General features: G+C 56.6%; 21 protein-coding genes and 1 tRNA gene. 8 read left to right on the top strand and 14 right to left on the bottom strand.

Annotated features, from left to right (window positions below):
• Positions 1–127: 127 nt before the first annotated feature.
• Entirely contained in the window at positions 128–751 is a 624-nt protein-coding gene (locus tag Q1B46_RS11495) for a DnaJ domain-containing protein (RefSeq protein WP_299664074.1), read from the bottom strand.
• Between the two features lie 107 nt (positions 752–858).
• On the opposite strand from Q1B46_RS11495, the gene Q1B46_RS11490 reads away from it, so the two are divergent.
• On the top strand, positions 859–1,113 hold the full coding sequence (locus Q1B46_RS11490) for a BolA family protein (RefSeq protein ID WP_299948062.1): 255 nt from the start codon (positions 859–861) through the stop codon (positions 1,111–1,113).
• 285 nt (positions 1,114–1,398) lie between these two features.
• Here the strand turns inward: Q1B46_RS11490 and Q1B46_RS11485 are convergent, their stop codons facing one another.
• From Q1B46_RS11485 to Q1B46_RS11450, 8 genes are all read right to left on the bottom strand, one after another.
• The gene (locus Q1B46_RS11485; protein WP_299948060.1) at positions 1,399–1,917 is read right to left on the bottom strand and encodes a GNAT family N-acetyltransferase; all 519 of its coding nucleotides are present in this window, start codon (positions 1,915–1,917) and stop codon (positions 1,399–1,401) included.
• Complete coding sequence (locus Q1B46_RS11480) at positions 1,914–2,468, bottom strand: helix-turn-helix domain-containing protein (protein ID WP_299948058.1); 555 nt, start codon at positions 2,466–2,468, stop codon at positions 1,914–1,916. The genes Q1B46_RS11485 and Q1B46_RS11480 overlap by 4 nt, the downstream gene beginning before the upstream one ends.
• Before the next feature lie 117 nt (positions 2,469–2,585).
• Complete coding sequence (locus Q1B46_RS11475; RefSeq protein WP_299948056.1) at positions 2,586–3,602, bottom strand: extracellular solute-binding protein; 1,017 nt, start codon at positions 3,600–3,602, stop codon at positions 2,586–2,588.
• Positions 3,603–3,800: 198 nt separating this feature from the next.
• Positions 3,801–4,367 (bottom strand): hypothetical protein, encoded by a 567-nt coding sequence (locus Q1B46_RS11470; RefSeq protein WP_299948054.1) that lies wholly within the window; start codon positions 4,365–4,367, stop codon positions 3,801–3,803.
• A gap of 20 nt (positions 4,368–4,387) precedes the next feature.
• The gene (locus Q1B46_RS11465; protein WP_299948052.1) at positions 4,388–4,909 is read right to left on the bottom strand and encodes a hypothetical protein; all 522 of its coding nucleotides are present in this window, start codon (positions 4,907–4,909) and stop codon (positions 4,388–4,390) included.
• Positions 4,899–5,285 (bottom strand): hypothetical protein, encoded by a 387-nt coding sequence (locus Q1B46_RS11460; RefSeq protein WP_299948050.1) that lies wholly within the window; start codon positions 5,283–5,285, stop codon positions 4,899–4,901. The genes Q1B46_RS11465 and Q1B46_RS11460 overlap by 11 nt, the downstream gene beginning before the upstream one ends.
• A 185-nt stretch (positions 5,286–5,470) precedes the next feature.
• Complete coding sequence (gene ykgO, locus Q1B46_RS11455; protein WP_008562923.1) at positions 5,471–5,596, bottom strand: type B 50S ribosomal protein L36; 126 nt, start codon at positions 5,594–5,596, stop codon at positions 5,471–5,473.
• Between the two features lie 91 nt (positions 5,597–5,687).
• Positions 5,688–5,762, bottom strand: a tRNA-Val gene (locus tag Q1B46_RS11450).
• A gap of 151 nt (positions 5,763–5,913) precedes the next feature.
• Between Q1B46_RS11450 and Q1B46_RS11445 the strand changes: the two genes are divergently transcribed.
• Positions 5,914–6,786 (top strand): N-formylglutamate amidohydrolase, encoded by an 873-nt coding sequence (locus Q1B46_RS11445; protein ID WP_299948048.1) that lies wholly within the window; start codon positions 5,914–5,916, stop codon positions 6,784–6,786.
• Between the two features lie 2 nt (positions 6,787–6,788).
• Here Q1B46_RS11445 and Q1B46_RS11440 read toward each other — a convergent pair whose 3' ends face one another.
• Entirely contained in the window at positions 6,789–8,042 is a 1,254-nt protein-coding gene (locus Q1B46_RS11440; protein ID WP_299948046.1) for a DNA polymerase IV, read from the bottom strand.
• An 89-nt stretch (positions 8,043–8,131) separates the two neighbouring features.
• Here Q1B46_RS11440 and Q1B46_RS11435 point away from each other — a divergent pair, with 89 nt between their 5' ends.
• A complete protein-coding gene (locus Q1B46_RS11435; protein WP_299948044.1) occupies positions 8,132–8,530 on the top strand; it encodes an NUDIX hydrolase in 399 nt (132 codons plus the stop codon).
• 273 nt (positions 8,531–8,803) lie between these two features.
• On the opposite strand, the gene pyrF is transcribed toward Q1B46_RS11435, so the two are convergent.
• The gene (pyrF, locus tag Q1B46_RS11430) at positions 8,804–9,508 is read right to left on the bottom strand and encodes an orotidine-5'-phosphate decarboxylase (RefSeq protein ID WP_299948042.1); all 705 of its coding nucleotides are present in this window, start codon (positions 9,506–9,508) and stop codon (positions 8,804–8,806) included.
• Between the two features lie 143 nt (positions 9,509–9,651).
• Here pyrF and Q1B46_RS11425 point away from each other — a divergent pair, with 143 nt between their 5' ends.
• Positions 9,652–9,972 carry a hypothetical protein gene (locus tag Q1B46_RS11425; protein WP_299948040.1) on the top strand — a complete coding sequence of 107 codons (321 nt, stop codon included), beginning with the start codon at positions 9,652–9,654 and terminating at the stop codon, positions 9,970–9,972.
• Here Q1B46_RS11425 and Q1B46_RS11420 read toward each other — a convergent pair.
• Positions 9,951–10,535, bottom strand: coding sequence for an isopropylmalate isomerase (locus tag Q1B46_RS11420; RefSeq protein WP_299948038.1), 585 nt, complete (start codon positions 10,533–10,535; stop codon positions 9,951–9,953). The genes Q1B46_RS11425 and Q1B46_RS11420 overlap by 22 nt on opposite strands.
• A 205-nt stretch (positions 10,536–10,740) precedes the next feature.
• Here Q1B46_RS11420 and clpB point away from each other — a divergent pair, with 205 nt between their 5' ends.
• Positions 10,741–13,359, top strand: a complete 2,619-nt coding sequence (gene clpB / locus Q1B46_RS11415) for an ATP-dependent chaperone ClpB (RefSeq protein ID WP_299948036.1) — start codon at positions 10,741–10,743, stop codon at positions 13,357–13,359.
• A 73-nt stretch (positions 13,360–13,432) separates the two neighbouring features.
• Here the strand turns inward: clpB and Q1B46_RS11410 are convergent, their stop codons facing one another.
• Complete coding sequence (locus tag Q1B46_RS11410) at positions 13,433–13,810, bottom strand: VOC family protein (protein ID WP_299948034.1); 378 nt, start codon at positions 13,808–13,810, stop codon at positions 13,433–13,435.
• 40 nt (positions 13,811–13,850) lie between these two features.
• On the opposite strand from Q1B46_RS11410, the gene Q1B46_RS11405 reads away from it, so the two are divergent.
• The 3 genes from Q1B46_RS11405 (at position 13,851) to msrQ (ending at position 16,044) form a co-directional block, all read left to right on the top strand.
• The gene (locus tag Q1B46_RS11405; protein ID WP_299948032.1) at positions 13,851–14,390 is read left to right on the top strand and encodes a winged helix-turn-helix transcriptional regulator; all 540 of its coding nucleotides are present in this window, start codon (positions 13,851–13,853) and stop codon (positions 14,388–14,390) included.
• A gap of 132 nt (positions 14,391–14,522) precedes the next feature.
• Positions 14,523–15,425, top strand: a complete 903-nt coding sequence (gene msrP, locus Q1B46_RS11400) for a protein-methionine-sulfoxide reductase catalytic subunit MsrP (RefSeq protein ID WP_299948030.1) — start codon at positions 14,523–14,525, stop codon at positions 15,423–15,425.
• Between the two features lie 4 nt (positions 15,426–15,429).
• On the top strand, positions 15,430–16,044 hold the full coding sequence (gene msrQ / locus Q1B46_RS11395; RefSeq protein WP_299948027.1) for a protein-methionine-sulfoxide reductase heme-binding subunit MsrQ: 615 nt from the start codon (positions 15,430–15,432) through the stop codon (positions 16,042–16,044).
• Between the two features lie 81 nt (positions 16,045–16,125).
• Here the strand turns inward: msrQ and Q1B46_RS11390 are convergent.
• Positions 16,126–16,323, bottom strand: a 198-nt coding sequence (locus Q1B46_RS11390; RefSeq protein WP_299948025.1) for a hypothetical protein, incomplete at its 5' end; no start/stop codon positions are given.

Genomic DNA, 16,323 nt, shown 5'->3' with positions numbered 1-16,323 from the left:
TATCGGGCACAATCTACTGGCATTGCTGTTTCAGGTCAGACCAGTTGCTTCAGAACGGCAGGTCATGATCACTACTTTCAGGTCTGGGAAGCCCAGCGACTTGTATGAATAGTAAGCAAATTGGAACTTACTTGAAGCTTCGGCTGTCCTTGATCTGATCCCAGGCCCAGACGACCTCTTGCAGTTGCTCTTCCTGGGACCGATCACCGCCATTCATATCCGGGTGCAGCACCTTGATCAGCTTCTTATAGGCCTTGCGAATCTCGGCCTTGGACCAGCTGTCCTGCGCCTCAAGAATTTCGATCGCGCGACGTTCGGTGGGGGGCAGGCGGCGTCCACCAGAATTGGCGCGGCCGGGGTTTTTGGTGGCGTTCTCACCCAGAACCTGATGGGGGTCTTCAATGCCCAGACGGGCCCAGGCGCGGGCCTCGGGATCGCCCATGGGTTTTGTCTCACGCTCCCAGACCTTGTCCTTGGAGCGTTGCGCGTTCAACTCGGCCTCGGTGGTGCCGTCGAAGAAGTTCCATTTCTGGTTATATTCGCGTACATGCTGTTGACAGAACCAGAAGAAATCATCCAGCACATCCGGCGCTTTGGGTGCGCGGAACTTACCTGCCTCTTCGCAACCCTCATGGTCGCAGATGCGCACCGAGGTCTCGGATGCACCCGACATGCCCCGGCGCCCACGCGGCTTCTTCCGCTTGGCGCTGGACACGGACATATCGAATCCGAAGGGGTCTGACTTTACCATCTGCTGAACCTCACGAACGCATCTTTTCGACTCGGAGGCAGCAGTTTAATCTAAGTAGCGAAAAGTAGAAGAGGGGGGCGGCAATTTATTTGCCGATCAGCATAAAAGTGAACATAACCGACGAAATCCGTAACTGCCTGCAATCGGCATTTGATCCCCGCGAGCTGGAAGTGGTCGATGACAGTGAAAGCCATCGGGGGCATGCCGGATACCGCGAAGGTGGAGAGAGCCATTTCAATGTCCGTATACGGGCAACAGCTTTCGAAGGGCAGTCCCGAATAGCGCGGCATCGCGCTGTTCATGCTGCATTGGGTGACATCGTGCCGCGAATCCATGCGCTGGCGATGGATATCGACGCCTAAACCTGTACGCCGCAACTGCCACCGAGAAATGTGACAACGATAGCGCCGGTGTCTGCCGGGGTCGCGCTGACCCCGGTTCCACATCAAATAAGCCTGTCGCGGATACCAACTTCAATGTCGTGATGGCACTGCGCGCAGGATTGCATCGCACCGAACAGAGGGCCGCGCCATTGCAGCACCGCGCGTGCTGGCAGGGATTCCGCACTGTTTGCAAGCAGTGTGAATTTGGAATGCCGAATCTGGTATACTTTGGGAACTAAGAACCAATGTCTGCGCGACCGGTGGTTAACTCAAATCTCTGAACATATAGGTTGTGGGCTCCAACCGGTCCTCGAACGGATTGCGGCAAAAGTTTGGGACTTCGCCTGCTATTTTGAATCCTATCGACTGGTACAGAATGCGCGACGGGTCAGTGCTCCGGGTATCAAGAACCAGTAGGGTTTTCCCCAAATCTAATGCCCGCGCTTCGAGTGCGGACATCAGGGCGCGGCCCAGCCCGCGACGGCGTGCCTTGGGGTGGATCAACAACTTGGCGACATCAGCGCGATGCTGTTGGTTTGGCATCGCAGCCGGAATTAGCTGAACCGTACCCTGAATGCGCCCCTCGCCATATACAACGAACAAATCCAGAGTTCCCTCGTGCAGCCCGGGTCGCACCTGATCTCGCCAATATGCGCGGGCGTCGTCACGTGAAAAGGGAAGGATGAAACCGATACTGGCACCAGTGTGGACGCAGCCGTGCATAATATCGGTAAGATCCTCCAGCGCGTCATCGAAGTAATTCTCGGACAGACGTGTGATCATATAAGCACCAGCAGGTAGCGCGCGCCGCGTTTTGGCCCCGTCTCGAACCGAGTGGGCCCTGATAAGTGATAGCGCAGGCAGTCGCCGCCGCTTAGTGCGTGATCTGTCCCGTCCACCGTCAGTGTCAGCCCACCGTCCAAGACGATCAAATGATGTTCTTGCCCGGGTTTGGGCGGGGTATCATAGGTGATGGTTGTTCCGGGCGGCAAATGACCTTCCATCACTTCTCCGCTGAGCCCCGTGGCCGGAGGAGAGACCGACCGGCGCGTAAATCCGTTTTCGGGATCGTGCCATTCGGGCTGCTTTTCGAACGGAACCTTGGGATCGAAGCTCTCTTCGACCATCATCAACAGGCGCGACATGGGCAAACTGTAGGCTGCGCATAGGCGGCCCAGAGTTTCAGCGGTTGGGCTGACATCACCGTTTTCCATGCGCGACAGCGTGGCGCGGCTAATGCCACTTTGGTCAGCCAGCTGTTCCAGCGACCAGCTGCGTCCCTGACGCAGTTCGTTCAGACGTTTGGCGAGGCGGTTTGAAAGGGTATCGAACATAGGCCACATATGAGAATCAGTTTCGTATATGAGATTATTTATCTAAAATAATAAATGTGCAAAAAAAAAGGACGCAGATAAATCTACGTCCCTTCGCTGCTCAGATTTTTGACTGACTTATTTCCAGCCAACCTCGTTAAAGACCTTCTGCGCTTCGGGGATGTTCTTGGCGACCTCTGACAGGTTCACCGCGTCTGCTTTGAACTCACCTAAGGCTGCCACGTTTTCGGCCAGCGCTACACCCTCGACAGCAGGGAATTCATCGTTCCCGTTCGAGAAATAGACCTGCGCCTGATCGCTCGCGAGATACTCAAGGAACTTGATGGCGTTCTCTTTGTTTGGCGCGTTGGCCGCGACACCAGCGCCTGAAAGGTTCATGTGCGCGCCTTCAGCGTCCTGAGCTGGGAACTGCACACCGATCATGTCGATTTCTGCACTCAGGCCTTTGACGTCTTTGCGCATGGCGCGGGCAAAGTAGTAAGAGTTCGAAACAGCGATCTCGCACTCACCCGACACGATGCCGCGCAGTTGGTCGGTGTCGCCGCCTTGCGGTTCACGCGCCATGTTGGCGACCATGCCTTCAGCCCAGGTCTTGGCGGTTTCCGCGCCGTGGTTGGTGATGATCGAGGCCAGCAGGGTCTGGTTATAGGTGTTGCTGGACGAACGGATGCAGACCAGACCTTTATACTCTGGCTTGGCCAGATCCAGATAAGATGCGGGCGGATTGGTCACATCGGCCTTGTCAAAGAAGATGATCCGTGCGCGCTGTGAAAAGCCATACCACTGGTTGTCTTCGTCCTGCAGGTTGGCTGGGATACGTTCTTCCAGAACCGCGCTTTCGACCGTTTGCAGGATACCCGCGTTTTTGGCGCGAGCCAGACGTGAGGTATCAACGGTCAGCAAGATATCCGCGGGCGAGTTCGCGCCTTCGGCTTCCATCCGGGCAATCAACTCGTCGGCTTTGCCTTCGATGCGGTTGATGGAGATGCCGGTGGCGTCTTCGAAATCAGAATACAGGCGCTCATCTGTGTCATAGTGGCGCGAAGAATAGAGGTTCAGTTCACCCTCGGCAGCGGCAGAGGTCGCGATCAAAGCCGTCAGGGCGGCGGCAACGCAGGTAGAAGATTTCAGCATCATGTGTCCCAACATTGAAAATCGGTGCGGGCAATAACCCGACTGAAATGGTCAATTAAACGATTCTCGGAGGGATGCAAGGAATTCCGACAAAATTAGTAGGTCAAATTGTCGCCAACATGTCGCCGACCCCGACCACGCCGTCACTAACTGACCTGGTCGTGTTGACTTAAGAACTGAAGGGTTGAGAGATGCTGCTCAGCGCTTTCGCAGTTTTTTTCCAGTGTCAGTTGGAGACGGGTCCGGGACAGGTGTGGGGGCCGGCTCAGGGTCTGGGTCGTCGGTCAACACCGGTTCTTTGGTCAGCATGACCTGTGTGACAGCTTCCATGTATTTCTGCAGCAAGACCGGAGGATCAGCCGGGGCCAGTTTGATGGTCAGCCTGCTTGCACCTTCCTGGCTGTACGCATAGCGCGAAGAATAGCTGGCATTGACCTGCGCCGCGACCGGGCCCCAACCTCCTTTGACCGAAGCGCTGCCCGCTGTTTCTTTTTGTTTGGTCATTGAGATCGCCATTTTGACCTCAATCTCGGCCTCCTGCACCGCATAGAATGCAGGCAGAAAGCCCATGGAGACCAGACTGAATTCCTTTGGTGGGCCCTCGGGATTGGACAGGTCCGGAAGCTGGATCTTTTGATCCGCCATGTATTTGGCAACATCTGTGGAATGCCGATCCAACTCGGTCTGCGACTCGGCAACGGAAAGCGCAAGCTTTTGCACCATTTCCGCAAACGGGACGTTTAGCAGTTCCTGCCCAATACTCATTTCCAAACTCCTCTGTTAATTCAGTCTTTCTCAATAATTTGCGTGGCGGTCCGCCTCCTGACGGAGAAAGTGACCTTGGATGCGTTCTGGCTGATCGCCTGTTTTCGGGCATTTGTCGCGATCTGGGCTTTGGTGCCGTCCTGGCCCAACCCGACAACCGCTTCGACCTTGACATTGTCGATGGTGAAATCACTGTTGCCATCGGACCCGGCGAGGATCTGTTCACCCAAGGCTTGCGAGAATTCCTGCGCGTTGACGACCTGTGTGTCAGGATCGTCCGGTTCCATTGTCGCGCGGCCCTCGGCCATCGGGTTCATCACAGGGTTACCCGCGCCCATCAACATGCCGCCGCCGCCTTCTTCCAGATCGTCGATCCGCTCTCGCAGGTCGTTGATCGTTTCCAGCAGCGCGACTTCGCGTGCCTCCATTGCCGTCATGCGGTTTTCAAGCGACTGAATCAGGGTGGTGAATGCCTCGGGCATCTCGGTGACGCGCACATCTATCGGCGCTCTTTTGGCGGCTTTGACTTTCTTAGTTGCCATCATTGCCATCCAAAGATCTGCTTTCATCTACCGGCCCCGGCGCAAAACGCATCCTCATCGTGGACGCACTTTTGGAATCGAGCGTGTCTGTCTGCGTCAGTTTTGGGCCAAAAATAAAGGTGGCAATCCTGCTGCGTTGACCTTCTTCGGTGGAACTGCTCATCTCCATGACGACCTTCAGTTCCACGTCGACATCCTGCATGTGGTAAAAGACCGGAGGGATGCCCAGATCGCGCAGTTCCTGGGGGTAGTTCTTCAGTGCTTTCAGCTGATCCATGCTAAGCTGCTCGGCGGCCTGGGCAACGCTTTTGCCGATATCCGCAACCATATCTGTCAGAGTTGTACCGAGTAACGTGTTCTGATCGCCGTTGGCCAAGTTGACCTCCCGTCATCGAAAATCCGGAGAACGTTAACACGAGAACGTTCTATCACAACGCGAATTATCAAAATCAGACTTTCTCAGCCCTGCGCAAAGGTAAGCACAGGCAAAAACTGTACAATCGGACAACAAAAAAACCGCACCCAAAGGGCGCGGCTTTTTTTATCAGCTATGTTCAGTTCTTAGCCCTGGCGAGCTTTGAACCGACGCTGCGTCTTGTTGATCACGTAGACGCGGCCTTTGCGACGCACAACCCGGCAATCGCGGTGCCGGTTCTTGAGCGAGCGGAGCGAGTTCTTGACCTTCATGGGTCTGTCTCCTGTTTGCGGCGCCTTCATCAAGGACGTGGCCAGCGCCTGGGTTAATCGGGTGCCCCGGAAGACCGGAACAGTGAAATCATGGTGGGCGGTACAAGGATCGAACTTGTGACCCCTTCGATGTCAACGAAGTGCTCTACCGCTGAGCTAACCGCCCATGAAACCGTCGCGTGGCCTATACCCCATAACGAAATGGGGCGCGGAACCCCGCGCCGGTAGCGGGGTCTATAAAAGGAGTCGTTGGGGGGATCAAGGGGTTTGGCAGAACTATTTTCCAGTCTATGTTCAATGCGAACAACGGAGAAACCATGCCCAACGCCGGACCCAATACAGCCTATGTTCTGGATATGCCCGCAGACCGCACGTCCTGCGTGGTATTTGCCTCGCCGCACAGTGGCCGAACCTATCCGGCGTCCCTGTTGAAGCGGTCCGTGCTGAACCGCAAGATGATTCGGTCGTCCGAAGATGCCTATGTCGATCAGCTTTTCGATGCGGCCCCGGAATTTGGGGCGCCATTGCTTGCTGCGGCCATGCCGCGCGCCTATCTGGATCTCAATCGCAGTTCGGATGAACTGGACCCGGCTTTGATTCAGGGCGCGCGCCGTCACGGTCACAATCCGCGTGTCGTTTCGGGGCTGGGCGTGATTCCCCGTGTCGTCGCCAATGGGCGCGCGATCTACAATGGAAAGCTGACGATGGACGAGGCGCGTTTGCGGATCGACACCTATTGGCGGCCTTATCACCAGCGGCTGAAATCCCTGCTGACCGAATCGCACGAGATGTTTGGGCAGGCGATCCTGATCGACTGCCACTCGATGCCGCACGAGGCGGTCGCGATGGCCGGAGGGTCCGGCACTACGCGCCCTGAAATTGTTCTGGGTGACCGTTTCGGTGCCGCTGCTTCAGGCGTGATCGTCGATCAGGTCGAAGCGGCCTTTACAGATGCGGGTTTGAACGTGGCCCGCAATGCGCCTTTCGCCGGGGCCTATGTCGCCCAGACCTATGGCCGGCCCACCCGACATCAACACGCGATCCAGATTGAGATCGATCGGTCCCTCTATATGGATGAGGATACGATCCAGCCGAACGGGAATTTTGAGGCATTTCGGGACGTCTTGCGGCAGGTTACCGCCAAGATTACTGCCGTCGGGTCCGAGCCGGTGTCGCTGGCCGCCGAATAGCCCTAGCGCAACGCCCGTCCTTTCACGATTGCATCAGCGCCAAAGCGGCGGCGGATATCATCTGTGGCCCGCTCGGCCTGTGAACGGCGCGTGGCACCGGGGTCCAGCAGGTCGCCTGATATATCGGCCTGATCTTCTGCGCACAGATCGGACAGCCCGCACCCGAGCAGGCGATACGGACCCTGGTCCCCGACCTGATCAAACAGACCGCGTGCGGTGCGATAGATTCTGTCTGCGATTTGCGTCGCGTCGTGCAAAGACACGCGCCGGGTGATGATCTTGTGATTGGCCTGTTTCAGTTTCAGTGTCACAACCCGACCTGCCAACCCCCTGGCCTTGGCGCGATCGGCCACCTTTTCGGACATGCGCCAGATGTGCCCGTCCAGAATGTCGATGCTGGCGGTATCTTCGAAGAATGTGGTTTCGTTGCTGATCGACTTCATCGGTGCGTTGGCCGACACGCGCCGTTTATCCTGTCCTCGGGCCAGATGCCACAAACGGTAGCCCATTGATCCGAACCGCGCTGTCAGCGCCTCCTGATCCCAGCGCAAGAGGTCGGAAAAGGTGCGAATCCCCGCGCGATCCAGCGAGTCTTGAGCCGCCGGGCCGATCCCCCAGATCAGCCTCACGGGTTGATCATGCAGAAACTCTGCGGTCTCGGCTTTGCCAATCACCGAAAATCCACGCGGTTTGTCGAGATCAGAAGCCACTTTGGCCAGAAACTTATTATGGCTCAGCCCGATCGAGCCTGTCAGGCCCAATTCATCCTTCATTCGCTTGATCAGCCGCGCGAGCATTATTGCAGGCGGGGCACCATGCAGCCGTTCCGTGCCTGACAGGTCCATGAAGGCCTCGTCTAGCGACAAGGGTTCTACATCTGGCGTCAGTTCGTCCATCATAGCCCGAATTTCACGCGACACGCTGGCATAGACCGACATGCGCGGCTTGATCACAACTGCCTCCGGGCATAGCTGAAGCGCCTTGAACATCGGCATCGCCGAACGCACACCGCGAATGCGGGCGACGTAACAGGCGGTTGATACGACACCGCGTTTTCCGCCTCCGATAATCACCGGTTTGTCCGCCAGTTGAGGATTGTCGCGCTTTTCCACCGAGGCGTAGAAAGCATCGCAATCCATGTGGGCGATGGTCAATTCAAACAGCTCCGCGTGTGATTTCACACGCGGACTGCCGCAATATGTGCAGCGCTTGTTACGCTTTACTTGTTTCAGGCAGTCGCGACAGATGGCAGGCATTACAGGTTCTTTCGGGCAAGATGCGACTTGGCGAAGCCTCCGTATCCGTTAGAATCTATCCCGGATGGGCCGGAATAAAAAGGGGACCAATGGATTTCACCGGAGCCAAGACTGCCTTGTTTCTGGGGGACGAGCTGCTTGTAATACTACGCGACGAAAAGGTCGATATCCCGTTTCCAGGGCATTTCGACTTCCCCGGAGGAGGCCGAGAGAAGGGCGAGACCCCGATTGACTGTGCGTTGCGCGAAACGGTCGAGGAAGTGGGGTTGAACCTGTCTAAAACCGATCTTGTATGGTCACGTCAGTATGACCAAAGCTGGTTCTTTGTTGCACAGCGTCCGGCACAGGATGTTCAACTGATCCGCTTTGGTGATGAGGGGCAGGGGTGGTGTTTGATGCATCCCCGAGATTACCTGGCCAACCCGCTTGCCATTCCCAATTTTGTGGCTCGCCTGAAGGACTATCTTTCCGAGACAGAAATTGCATGATGCAATAGTTGCTCAAAAAAGAAAGCCCCCCGCACATGCGGGGGGAGGAAACGGGCCTCAGGAAGAGATGGCCCGTTGGGGAGTGTCTTGGATACAGAATCGCGCAAATCAGCCCATTTCGATAGCCACAAGCCGAGTGTGCGGAAACTGATGTTTTTCATGTGTGTTTTCGGGCACAGGGGCGATTTGGCACGGGTGCGCCAAAAATTGACCTAAGGTCAACCGGTTGCGGGCCGTTCCTGTTGCCGTATCAGGATGATTCCGGGCAAGCGGCTAACGTCGTGTCAAAGAAATTAACTCGTTCAATACCGCCTCTGCGGCCGCTCTTGGATTGTCCGCTTGATAGATCGGACGGCCGACAACAATATGATCAGCACCGTCTGCGATCGCGCTGGCAGGCGTGGCGACTCGCTTCTGGTCGCCCAGTGCAGATCCGGTTGGGCGCACGCCCGGGGTGACAATCAATTTACCTTCGGCCTGAGGCAAGGAGCGGATCAGTGCAGCCTCTTGCGGGCTGGCGATGACGCCGTCGGCCCCGGCTTCTAGTGCGATGGCTGCGCGTTCAACCACGAGCTCCTGAATGTCACCTTCCTTCAGCAAGCTGGCATCCAGATCATCTCGGTTCAATGATGTCAGGATGGTCACCGCCAGAATTTTAAGGCCCTTACCAGCAGTGCCTTCTTTGGCAGCCCGTACAACGTGCGGATCGCCATGCACGGTCAGGAAATCCAGATCGAACTGCGCCAGCCCGCGCACGGCGTTCTCAACCGTATTGCCGATATCGAACAGCTTCATGTCCAGAAAAATGCGCTTGCCGTGTTCCTGCTTCAGCTCATTCGCCAATGCCAAGCCGCCGCCAGTCAACATGCCCAGCCCGATCTTGTAGAACGACACTGCTTCCCCCAACTCTTCGGCCATGGCCAGCCCCTGCAGGGCGTTGGGAACATCAAGGGCAACGATCAGGCGGTCATCGGACATAGGGCGCTCCTTTGTTTTGGCAAACGTCTGCGTCCTAACCGGTTCAGGGGGGGCTGTCCATGTGAGATGCCCAAGTGATGCAGTTCACGCATCCATTTCACTGTTGTGTTAAGCTGCAGCAATTCAAAACAAGGGACAGGACGATGAAAAAGATTATGGCGATTGGAGCAGCGCTGGTGCTGGTCGGGTGCGAGGATGCCTCACAAAGCAACCCACCCGCATCCGGAGCGGCACCGGAACCCACCAATGATGATCTTCGGCTGGTGGGGGGGTACCGATCAACGGATGATGATTGCCAACTGACCGGAGAAACCGCTTTTACCATCGATTTCTTGGATCACACCGCAGATCTCGTGTCTTGTCCAACAGGTGGCGGCGCTGAGCAATCTCTGATCGAGATGTATGATGCCCGAAAGGTGGCGGAAACCGGGGGCTATTCGGTTTATTCCATTCCGCGTGGCTGATGATGTCGTGATGCGAAAATCGCATTGAGTGCGATCAGGGCGATGCCCGTCAATTCCAGCAGCCAATTGACGCGGATGAACAGGAATTCCGCATTGAGCATCGCGTCGAATCTGTGAAAGCCGGCGGCACGAATAAGTACGAAACAGATCAGGAGGACGAAACCGAACAAGGCCATTCCGATGTGCCTCAGATGTTTGCGCAGCAGCCAAAAGCTGACAAGTGCGATCCAAATGCCACTGAACGCCACGACAAGGATGAAGCCGATTTGCACGGATCGACGATCTTCGTACCAGCCTTGCATTTGCGACAAACAGCGGGCGGTCGCGGTCAGCGCCGATTGTAGGTCCAATTGCTTATTGATCATCAACGCCAACAACAGCAGCGCCAACGCCAACCAGAACAGCTTTACTACACGGCTTTCAGGTACGTGCGCTGACCTGAAACACAATATGGCCGTGGCCCCGTAGGCGGCAACGGTGGCCCATCCCATCGGGCTTGGGTCGCCGATCGTGGGTGACCACTGGTCGGTGACGCAGGTGTGTAAGTCTTGTAGTGCGATCATCGCTGGGTAGGACCTGAAAACAGTTTCGGTATCATTGGTTTGTGGCAATTTCTCACGATAATTCAAGGGATGAATATGTCCGTGATTTTGTACACCGCAGACTTGAATATGAACGAATATTACCCAAATTGAATGTGAGGCCCAAACCGACGTGTGCCGCCAAGCGGGCGCGTCACAATAGGGCGCTTAAGAAAAGGAGAATGCAATGGACTTGAACAAGTTCACCGAGCGGGCACGGGGTTTCGTGCAGGCGGCACAGACAATTGCTCTGCGCGAGGGGCACCAGAGGTTGGAGCCCACACATATACTCAAAGCATTGATGGATGACGATCAGGGGCTGGCGAGCAATCTGATCACACGTGCCGGTGGCGCGCCAAACCGCGTGGTTGAAGCACTGGACGCCGCGATGGGGAAAATCCCTAAAGTTAGTGGTGACGCGAGCCAGATTTACATGGACGGCCAGACCGCCAAGGTTCTGGACGAGGCCACCAAGATTGCGACCAAAGCAGGCGACAGCTTTGTGCCGGTCGAACGCGTGCTGATGGCGCTGTGCATGGTGAAATCCAAAGCCAAGGACGCATTGGATGCCGGAGCTGTATCCGCCCAGAAGCTGAACGAAGCGATCAATGACATTCGCAAGGGTCGCACCGCCGACACCGCGTCAGCGGAAGAAGGCTATGACGCGCTCAAGAAATACGCGCGCGATCTGACCGAGGCTGCGGCTGAGGGCAAGATCGATCCGATCATCGGGCGGGATGAAGAAATCCGCCGCTCGATGCAGGTTCTGTCTCGCCGCACCAAGAACAACCCGGTTCTGATCGGGGAACCCGGCGTGGGTAAAACCGCGATTGCCGAGGGCATGGCCCTGCGCATCATCAACGGCGACGTGCCGGAATCCCTGAAGGACAAGAAGCTGCTTGCGCTCGACATGGGGGCGCTGATCGCTGGTGCGAAATACCGAGGTGAATTCGAAGAACGCCTCAAGGCCGTTCTAACCGAGGTGACCGAAGCCGCCGGTGAAATCATCCTGTTCATTGATGAGATGCACACGCTGGTCGGTGCCGGTAAATCCGACGGTGCGATGGATGCCGCCAACCTGATCAAGCCCGCGCTTGCCCGGGGTGAGTTGCATTGTATCGGTGCGACCACGCTGGATGAGTATCGCAAATACGTCGAAAAAGACGCGGCCCTTGCGCGCCGTTTCCAGCCTGTTCTCGTGGCTGAGCCGACCGTAGAGGACACGATCAGCATCCTGCGCGGCATCAAAGAAAAGTACGAGTTGCATCACGGTGTGCGCATCTCAGACTCGGCGCTGGTGTCGGCGGCGACCCTGTCGCATCGCTATATCACCGACCGGTTCCTGCCCGACAAAGCCATCGATCTGGTCGATGAGGCAGCGTCGCGTCTGCGGATGGAAGTGGACTCCAAGCCCGAAGAGCTCGATCAGTTGGATCGTCAGATCCTGCAAATGCAGATCGAGGAAGAGGCGCTGAAGCTTGAGGACGACGCCGCCTCCAAAGATCGTTTGGAAACCTTGCAAAAGGATCTGGCCGACCTGCAGGAGCAATCCGCCGAAATGACAGCCCAGTGGCAGGCCGAACGCGACAAGCTTGCGGGTGCCCGCGATCTGAAAGAACAACTCGACAAAGCGCGCGCTGATCTTGAGATCGCCAAACGCGAAGGCAACCTCGCCAAGGCGGGTGAGCTGTCCTATGGCGTCATTCCTGAGCTTGAGAAAAAGCTGACCGAGGCCGAAAATGCCGAAAGCAGCCAGATGATGGCCGAGGAAACGGTGCGCCCGGAACAGATCGCCAGCGTCGTCGAGCGCTGGACGGGTATCCCGACCTCAAAAATGCTGGAAGGTGAGCGTGAGAAACTGCTGCGGATGGAAGACGATCTGCATTCCCGCGTCATTGGTCAGGATGCAGCGGTGACCGCCGTGTCCAACGCCGTGCGCCGTGCACGTGCGGGCCTGAATGACGAAGGCCGCCCGCTGGGTTCGTTCCTGTTCCTTGGGCCCACCGGCGTGGGTAAGACCGAACTGACCAAGGCCGTGGCGAATTTCCTGTTCGACGACGACAACGCGATGGTGCGAATCGACATGTCCGAGTTCATGGAGAAACACGCGGTCGCCCGTCTGATCGGTGCCCCTCCGGGCTATGTCGGCTATGACGAAGGTGGTGTGCTGACCGAAGCCGTGCGGCGCAGGCCCTATCAGGTGGTGCTGTTCGACGAGGTCGAAAAGGCGCACCCGGATGTGTTCAACGTGCTGTTACAGGTTCTGGACGATGGCGTTCTGACTGATGGTCAGGGCCGCACCGTGGACTTCAAGCAGACGCTGATCATCCTGACGTCGAACCTTGGGTCTCAGGCGCTCAGCCAGTTGCCCGAAGGCGCGGACAGCGCGCAGGCGCGGCGCGACGTGATGGATGCGGTCCGGGCGCATTTCCGGCCCGAGTTCCTGAACCGTCTGGACGAGACGATCATCTTCGACCGCCTCAAGCGCGAGGACATGGATGGCATCGTCGATATCCAGATGGCGCGTTTGCAGAAACGTCTGGCCGCCCGCAAGATCGAGCTGGTTCTGGACGATGGCGCCAAGGAATGGCTGGCCAACGAAGGATACGACCCGGTCTTCGGTGCCCGCCCGCTGAAACGCGTGATCCAACGCGCGCTTCAGAACCCGCTGGCCGAGGCGCTGCTGGCGGGTGAGATCAAGGATGGTGAGACCATTCCGGTAACCGCCGGTGCTGAAGGTTTGATCATCGGGGATCGGCTGGGCACATCCGAGCGTCCACGTCCGGATGATGCGGTCGTGCACTAAGGCCATAATAAAGAAGAGCCCCGCCAAAGTGGTGGGGCTCTTCTGTGATCGTGTGAAATAGGCTTTTGAACTGTCAGGCCTGTCCGGTCAGATCTTGTGCCAGCATCAGCGCATTGCCGTCCAGGTCGTAAAACGTGGCGGTGCTGACCATCCCTTCGACTGTCTCAGTCGGGCCATCGAACCGAACACCAGCGCCCTCAAGCGCGCCGCGTGCGTTCGCAATGTCAGAGACACCAAAGACTGGGACGGTATTTCCCGGTGCAGGCTTTGCCTGTTCGCCTAAGCCAAGGGTCACGCCCTCGGTTTTGGTGAGCATCTCGCTCCACCCAGCTTCGTCGATGTGATGGATCAATTCAAACCCGAGCTTGTCGGTATACCAGCGCGCGCTGGCGTGGCGATCTTTGACCGAAATGGCAAGAGTGATGGTGTTTTCTAAGGAAACGAGGGCCATGGAACTTTCCTTTTGTCCTAAAATAAAGTAACTATACTTTATGGACATTGAATTACTTGTCAAGCTTACCTCTCGGGCCTGGTCGCTGAACATTCTTGCGCTGCTGCACCAGGGGGTTCCGGGCAGGCAGGCACCATTGCTCGCCGCGACGGGGGCAAGCCGGACGGCATTTGCGGCAAGTCTTGAGCATCTGGTCAGCCTTGGCTTGCTTGAACGGAACCCGGGCCACGGCCACCCTCTGCGACCTGAATTCCGTTTGACCAAAGTCGGAGTTCAGGCGGCAGCTGTAGCGGCAGAAATCGTGGCTATGGTGCCGGATGATACCGAATTGAAGCTACTGCGCCGTAGCTGGACGGTTCCTATTCTGGCGTTGACCCGCCAGCCTCGGCGCTTTTCAGGGCTTAGGTCGGACCTCCGGGTGATCACTGATCGCGCGTTGTCGTCCTCACTTAAGAAATTAGAGGCGCAGGACTGGGTTCGGCGCGATATCGAAATTTCGGCCCGGCTACCTTTTCCGACCTATCAAGCGGTCAATCTGGGTTGCGAAATAAACCGTGTAGTCGGCCTGACAATCGGTTGAACGCTTGTCCTTTGCCAACGCAAGCTCGGTTTACGTTACAATCCGTTCGCTCAATCGTGACGCCTGTTTCCTTGGCTCTGTGCTATCAGCACATTAACTCAGTTCCGAGATTGACGATTAACGGAGAACCACATGGCGCATCGCTGGACCAACAAACTGACGCAGGCGGACGTTACACCTAAGGCGGCGTTTCTGAATCGGCGGCAGGTTATGGCCGGTCTGGCGGGTGTCGGACTTGCGGGAATGGCCCGGCCGGCAAGTGCGCAGGAAGGTCTTGAACAGAATACCTGGGAAGAAATCACGTCCTACAACAACTACTACGAATTCGGCACGCGCAAGGATGACCCGGCAAAATACGCGGGCACGTTGGTAACCGAGCCTTGGAGCGTCAAGATAGACGGGCTGGTGGATCGGCCGGGTGACTATGATTTCAGCGATATCCTCTCTGAGATGACGATCGAGGAACGTATCTATCGTTTCCGCTGTGTTGAAGCATGGTCGATGGTGATTCCGTGGAACGGATTCGAGCTGGCTGATCTCCTCAATATGGCGGGGGTTCAGGGCGAAGCGAAATATGTGGCCTTTGAGACGGCCTATCGCCCCGATGAGATGCCGGGTGTTGCATATCCGGTGCTTGATTGGCCCTACCGCGAGGGGTTGCGATTAGATGAAGCAATGCATCCGCTTACCATCATGGCCACAGGTATTTATGGCAAGGCGATCCCGAACCAGAATGGTGCGCCTTTGCGTCTGGTCGTGCCGTGGAAATATGGTTTCAAGTCCATCAAGTCGATCGTACGCATCACATTGACTGACACGCAGCCGCCAACCAGCTGGAACATGGCGGGTCCGCGAGAGTACGGTTTCTACAGCAACGTGAACCCCAACGTTGATCACCCTCGCTGGTCACAGGCTTCTGAACGACGGATCGGAGGCGGCCTGTTTGCCAAACGCGAACCCACGCTGATGTTCAACGGCTACGAGAAGGAGGTCACCAGCATTTACGAAGGCATGGATTTGACCAAAAACTACTGAAGACATGCAGCAGCTGAACCAAATTCTACGCCGCATTCCTGTGTGGGCTATTTATTCGCTGGGTGCCTTGCCTGCGCCGTGGCTATTTTATTTGGGCATAACTGGCGGCCTCGGAGTGGAACCGATTGAGGCGCTAGAACATGAATTTGGTGAGCTGGCCCTGCAGCTTTTGATTCTGGGCCTGGCGGTATCTCCTTTGCGGCGCTTTGTCGGTATCAACCTGATGAAGTTCCGCCGGGCAATTGGGGTGCTGACATTTTCATATGTAGCGCTGCATCTGTTGATATGGTTGGTGCTGGATGTCCAGATACCCAGCGAGATATGGGCAGATATCGTCAAGCGACCCTATATTACAGTTGGTATGGCCGCATTCCTGTTGCTGCTACCGCTTGCGGTAACATCCAATAACTGGTCGGTTCGTCGCTGGGGCCCACGCTGGCGCAAACTTCATAAGCTGGTCTATCCTGCAGCGCTTTTGGGCGCGTTACATTATGTGATGCTGGCCAAAGGCTTTCAGATTGAACCGCTGATCTATTTGTCGATCATCTTGGGTTTACTCGCCACGCGCCTGCGGCTTCCGAGTCTTCTGGCGCGCGCGCGGCAGGCAGATTCCACCTGACCCAGGCCCGAGTCTGTGGGTAACCGTGTGAACAAGTGTCTCCAAACCCCTTGCTTTGGTGGTCTATGTGCTCCGCGAAGGTTATTTGTCTCCTGTGACATATAGTAAGATGTTGAAAAATAACAATATATGAGGGAAATGAGATTTTTCTCGTATTTCTTGAATTTTCTGCTTGCGCGTTTGTTGTGTTAGGCCTAGAACGCCCTTCACCGGCGCTGGTGAGGTGCTGGAGACGGGCCGGAGAGACGGTTGAGACGCATCGGAGAGACGGTGGGCATC

It is taken from the genome of uncultured Ruegeria sp. (assembly GCF_947500045.1).
Lineage (GTDB): Bacteria > Pseudomonadota > Alphaproteobacteria > Rhodobacterales > Rhodobacteraceae > Ruegeria.
The sequence above is the reverse complement of the archived record's forward strand: the minus strand, read 5'-3'. Positions and strand labels throughout refer to the sequence as shown.

Coding starts and splice junctions, on each gene's coding strand:
- msrQ (WP_299948027.1), top strand. CDS start 15,430: ATGCAGCAGCTGAACCAAATTCTACGCCGCATTCCTGTGTGGGCTATT.
- msrP (WP_299948030.1), top strand. CDS start 14,523: ATGGCGCATCGCTGGACCAACAAACTGACGCAGGCGGACGTTACACCT.
- Q1B46_RS11480 (WP_299948058.1), bottom strand. CDS start 2,468: ATGTTCGATACCCTTTCAAACCGCCTCGCCAAACGTCTGAACGAACTG.
- Q1B46_RS11445 (WP_299948048.1), top strand. CDS start 5,914: ATGCCCAACGCCGGACCCAATACAGCCTATGTTCTGGATATGCCCGCA.
- Q1B46_RS11465 (WP_299948052.1), bottom strand. CDS start 4,909: ATGGCAACTAAGAAAGTCAAAGCCGCCAAAAGAGCGCCGATAGATGTG.
- Q1B46_RS11485 (WP_299948060.1), bottom strand. CDS start 1,917: ATGATCACACGTCTGTCCGAGAATTACTTCGATGACGCGCTGGAGGAT.
- Q1B46_RS11425 (WP_299948040.1), top strand. CDS start 9,652: ATGAAAAAGATTATGGCGATTGGAGCAGCGCTGGTGCTGGTCGGGTGC.
- ykgO (WP_008562923.1), bottom strand. CDS start 5,596: ATGAAGGTCAAGAACTCGCTCCGCTCGCTCAAGAACCGGCACCGCGAT.
- Q1B46_RS11495 (WP_299664074.1), bottom strand. CDS start 751: ATGGTAAAGTCAGACCCCTTCGGATTCGATATGTCCGTGTCCAGCGCC.
- Q1B46_RS11475 (WP_299948056.1), bottom strand. CDS start 3,602: ATGCTGAAATCTTCTACCTGCGTTGCCGCCGCCCTGACGGCTTTGATC.
- Q1B46_RS11410 (WP_299948034.1), bottom strand. CDS start 13,810: ATGGCCCTCGTTTCCTTAGAAAACACCATCACTCTTGCCATTTCGGTC.
- Q1B46_RS11420 (WP_299948038.1), bottom strand. CDS start 10,535: ATGATCGCACTACAAGACTTACACACCTGCGTCACCGACCAGTGGTCA.
- Q1B46_RS11405 (WP_299948032.1), top strand. CDS start 13,851: ATGGACATTGAATTACTTGTCAAGCTTACCTCTCGGGCCTGGTCGCTG.
- clpB (WP_299948036.1), top strand. CDS start 10,741: ATGGACTTGAACAAGTTCACCGAGCGGGCACGGGGTTTCGTGCAGGCG.
- Q1B46_RS11440 (WP_299948046.1), bottom strand. CDS start 8,042: ATGCCTGCCATCTGTCGCGACTGCCTGAAACAAGTAAAGCGTAACAAG.
- Q1B46_RS11435 (WP_299948044.1), top strand. CDS start 8,132: ATGGATTTCACCGGAGCCAAGACTGCCTTGTTTCTGGGGGACGAGCTG.
- pyrF (WP_299948042.1), bottom strand. CDS start 9,508: ATGTCCGATGACCGCCTGATCGTTGCCCTTGATGTTCCCAACGCCCTG.
- Q1B46_RS11470 (WP_299948054.1), bottom strand. CDS start 4,367: ATGAGTATTGGGCAGGAACTGCTAAACGTCCCGTTTGCGGAAATGGTG.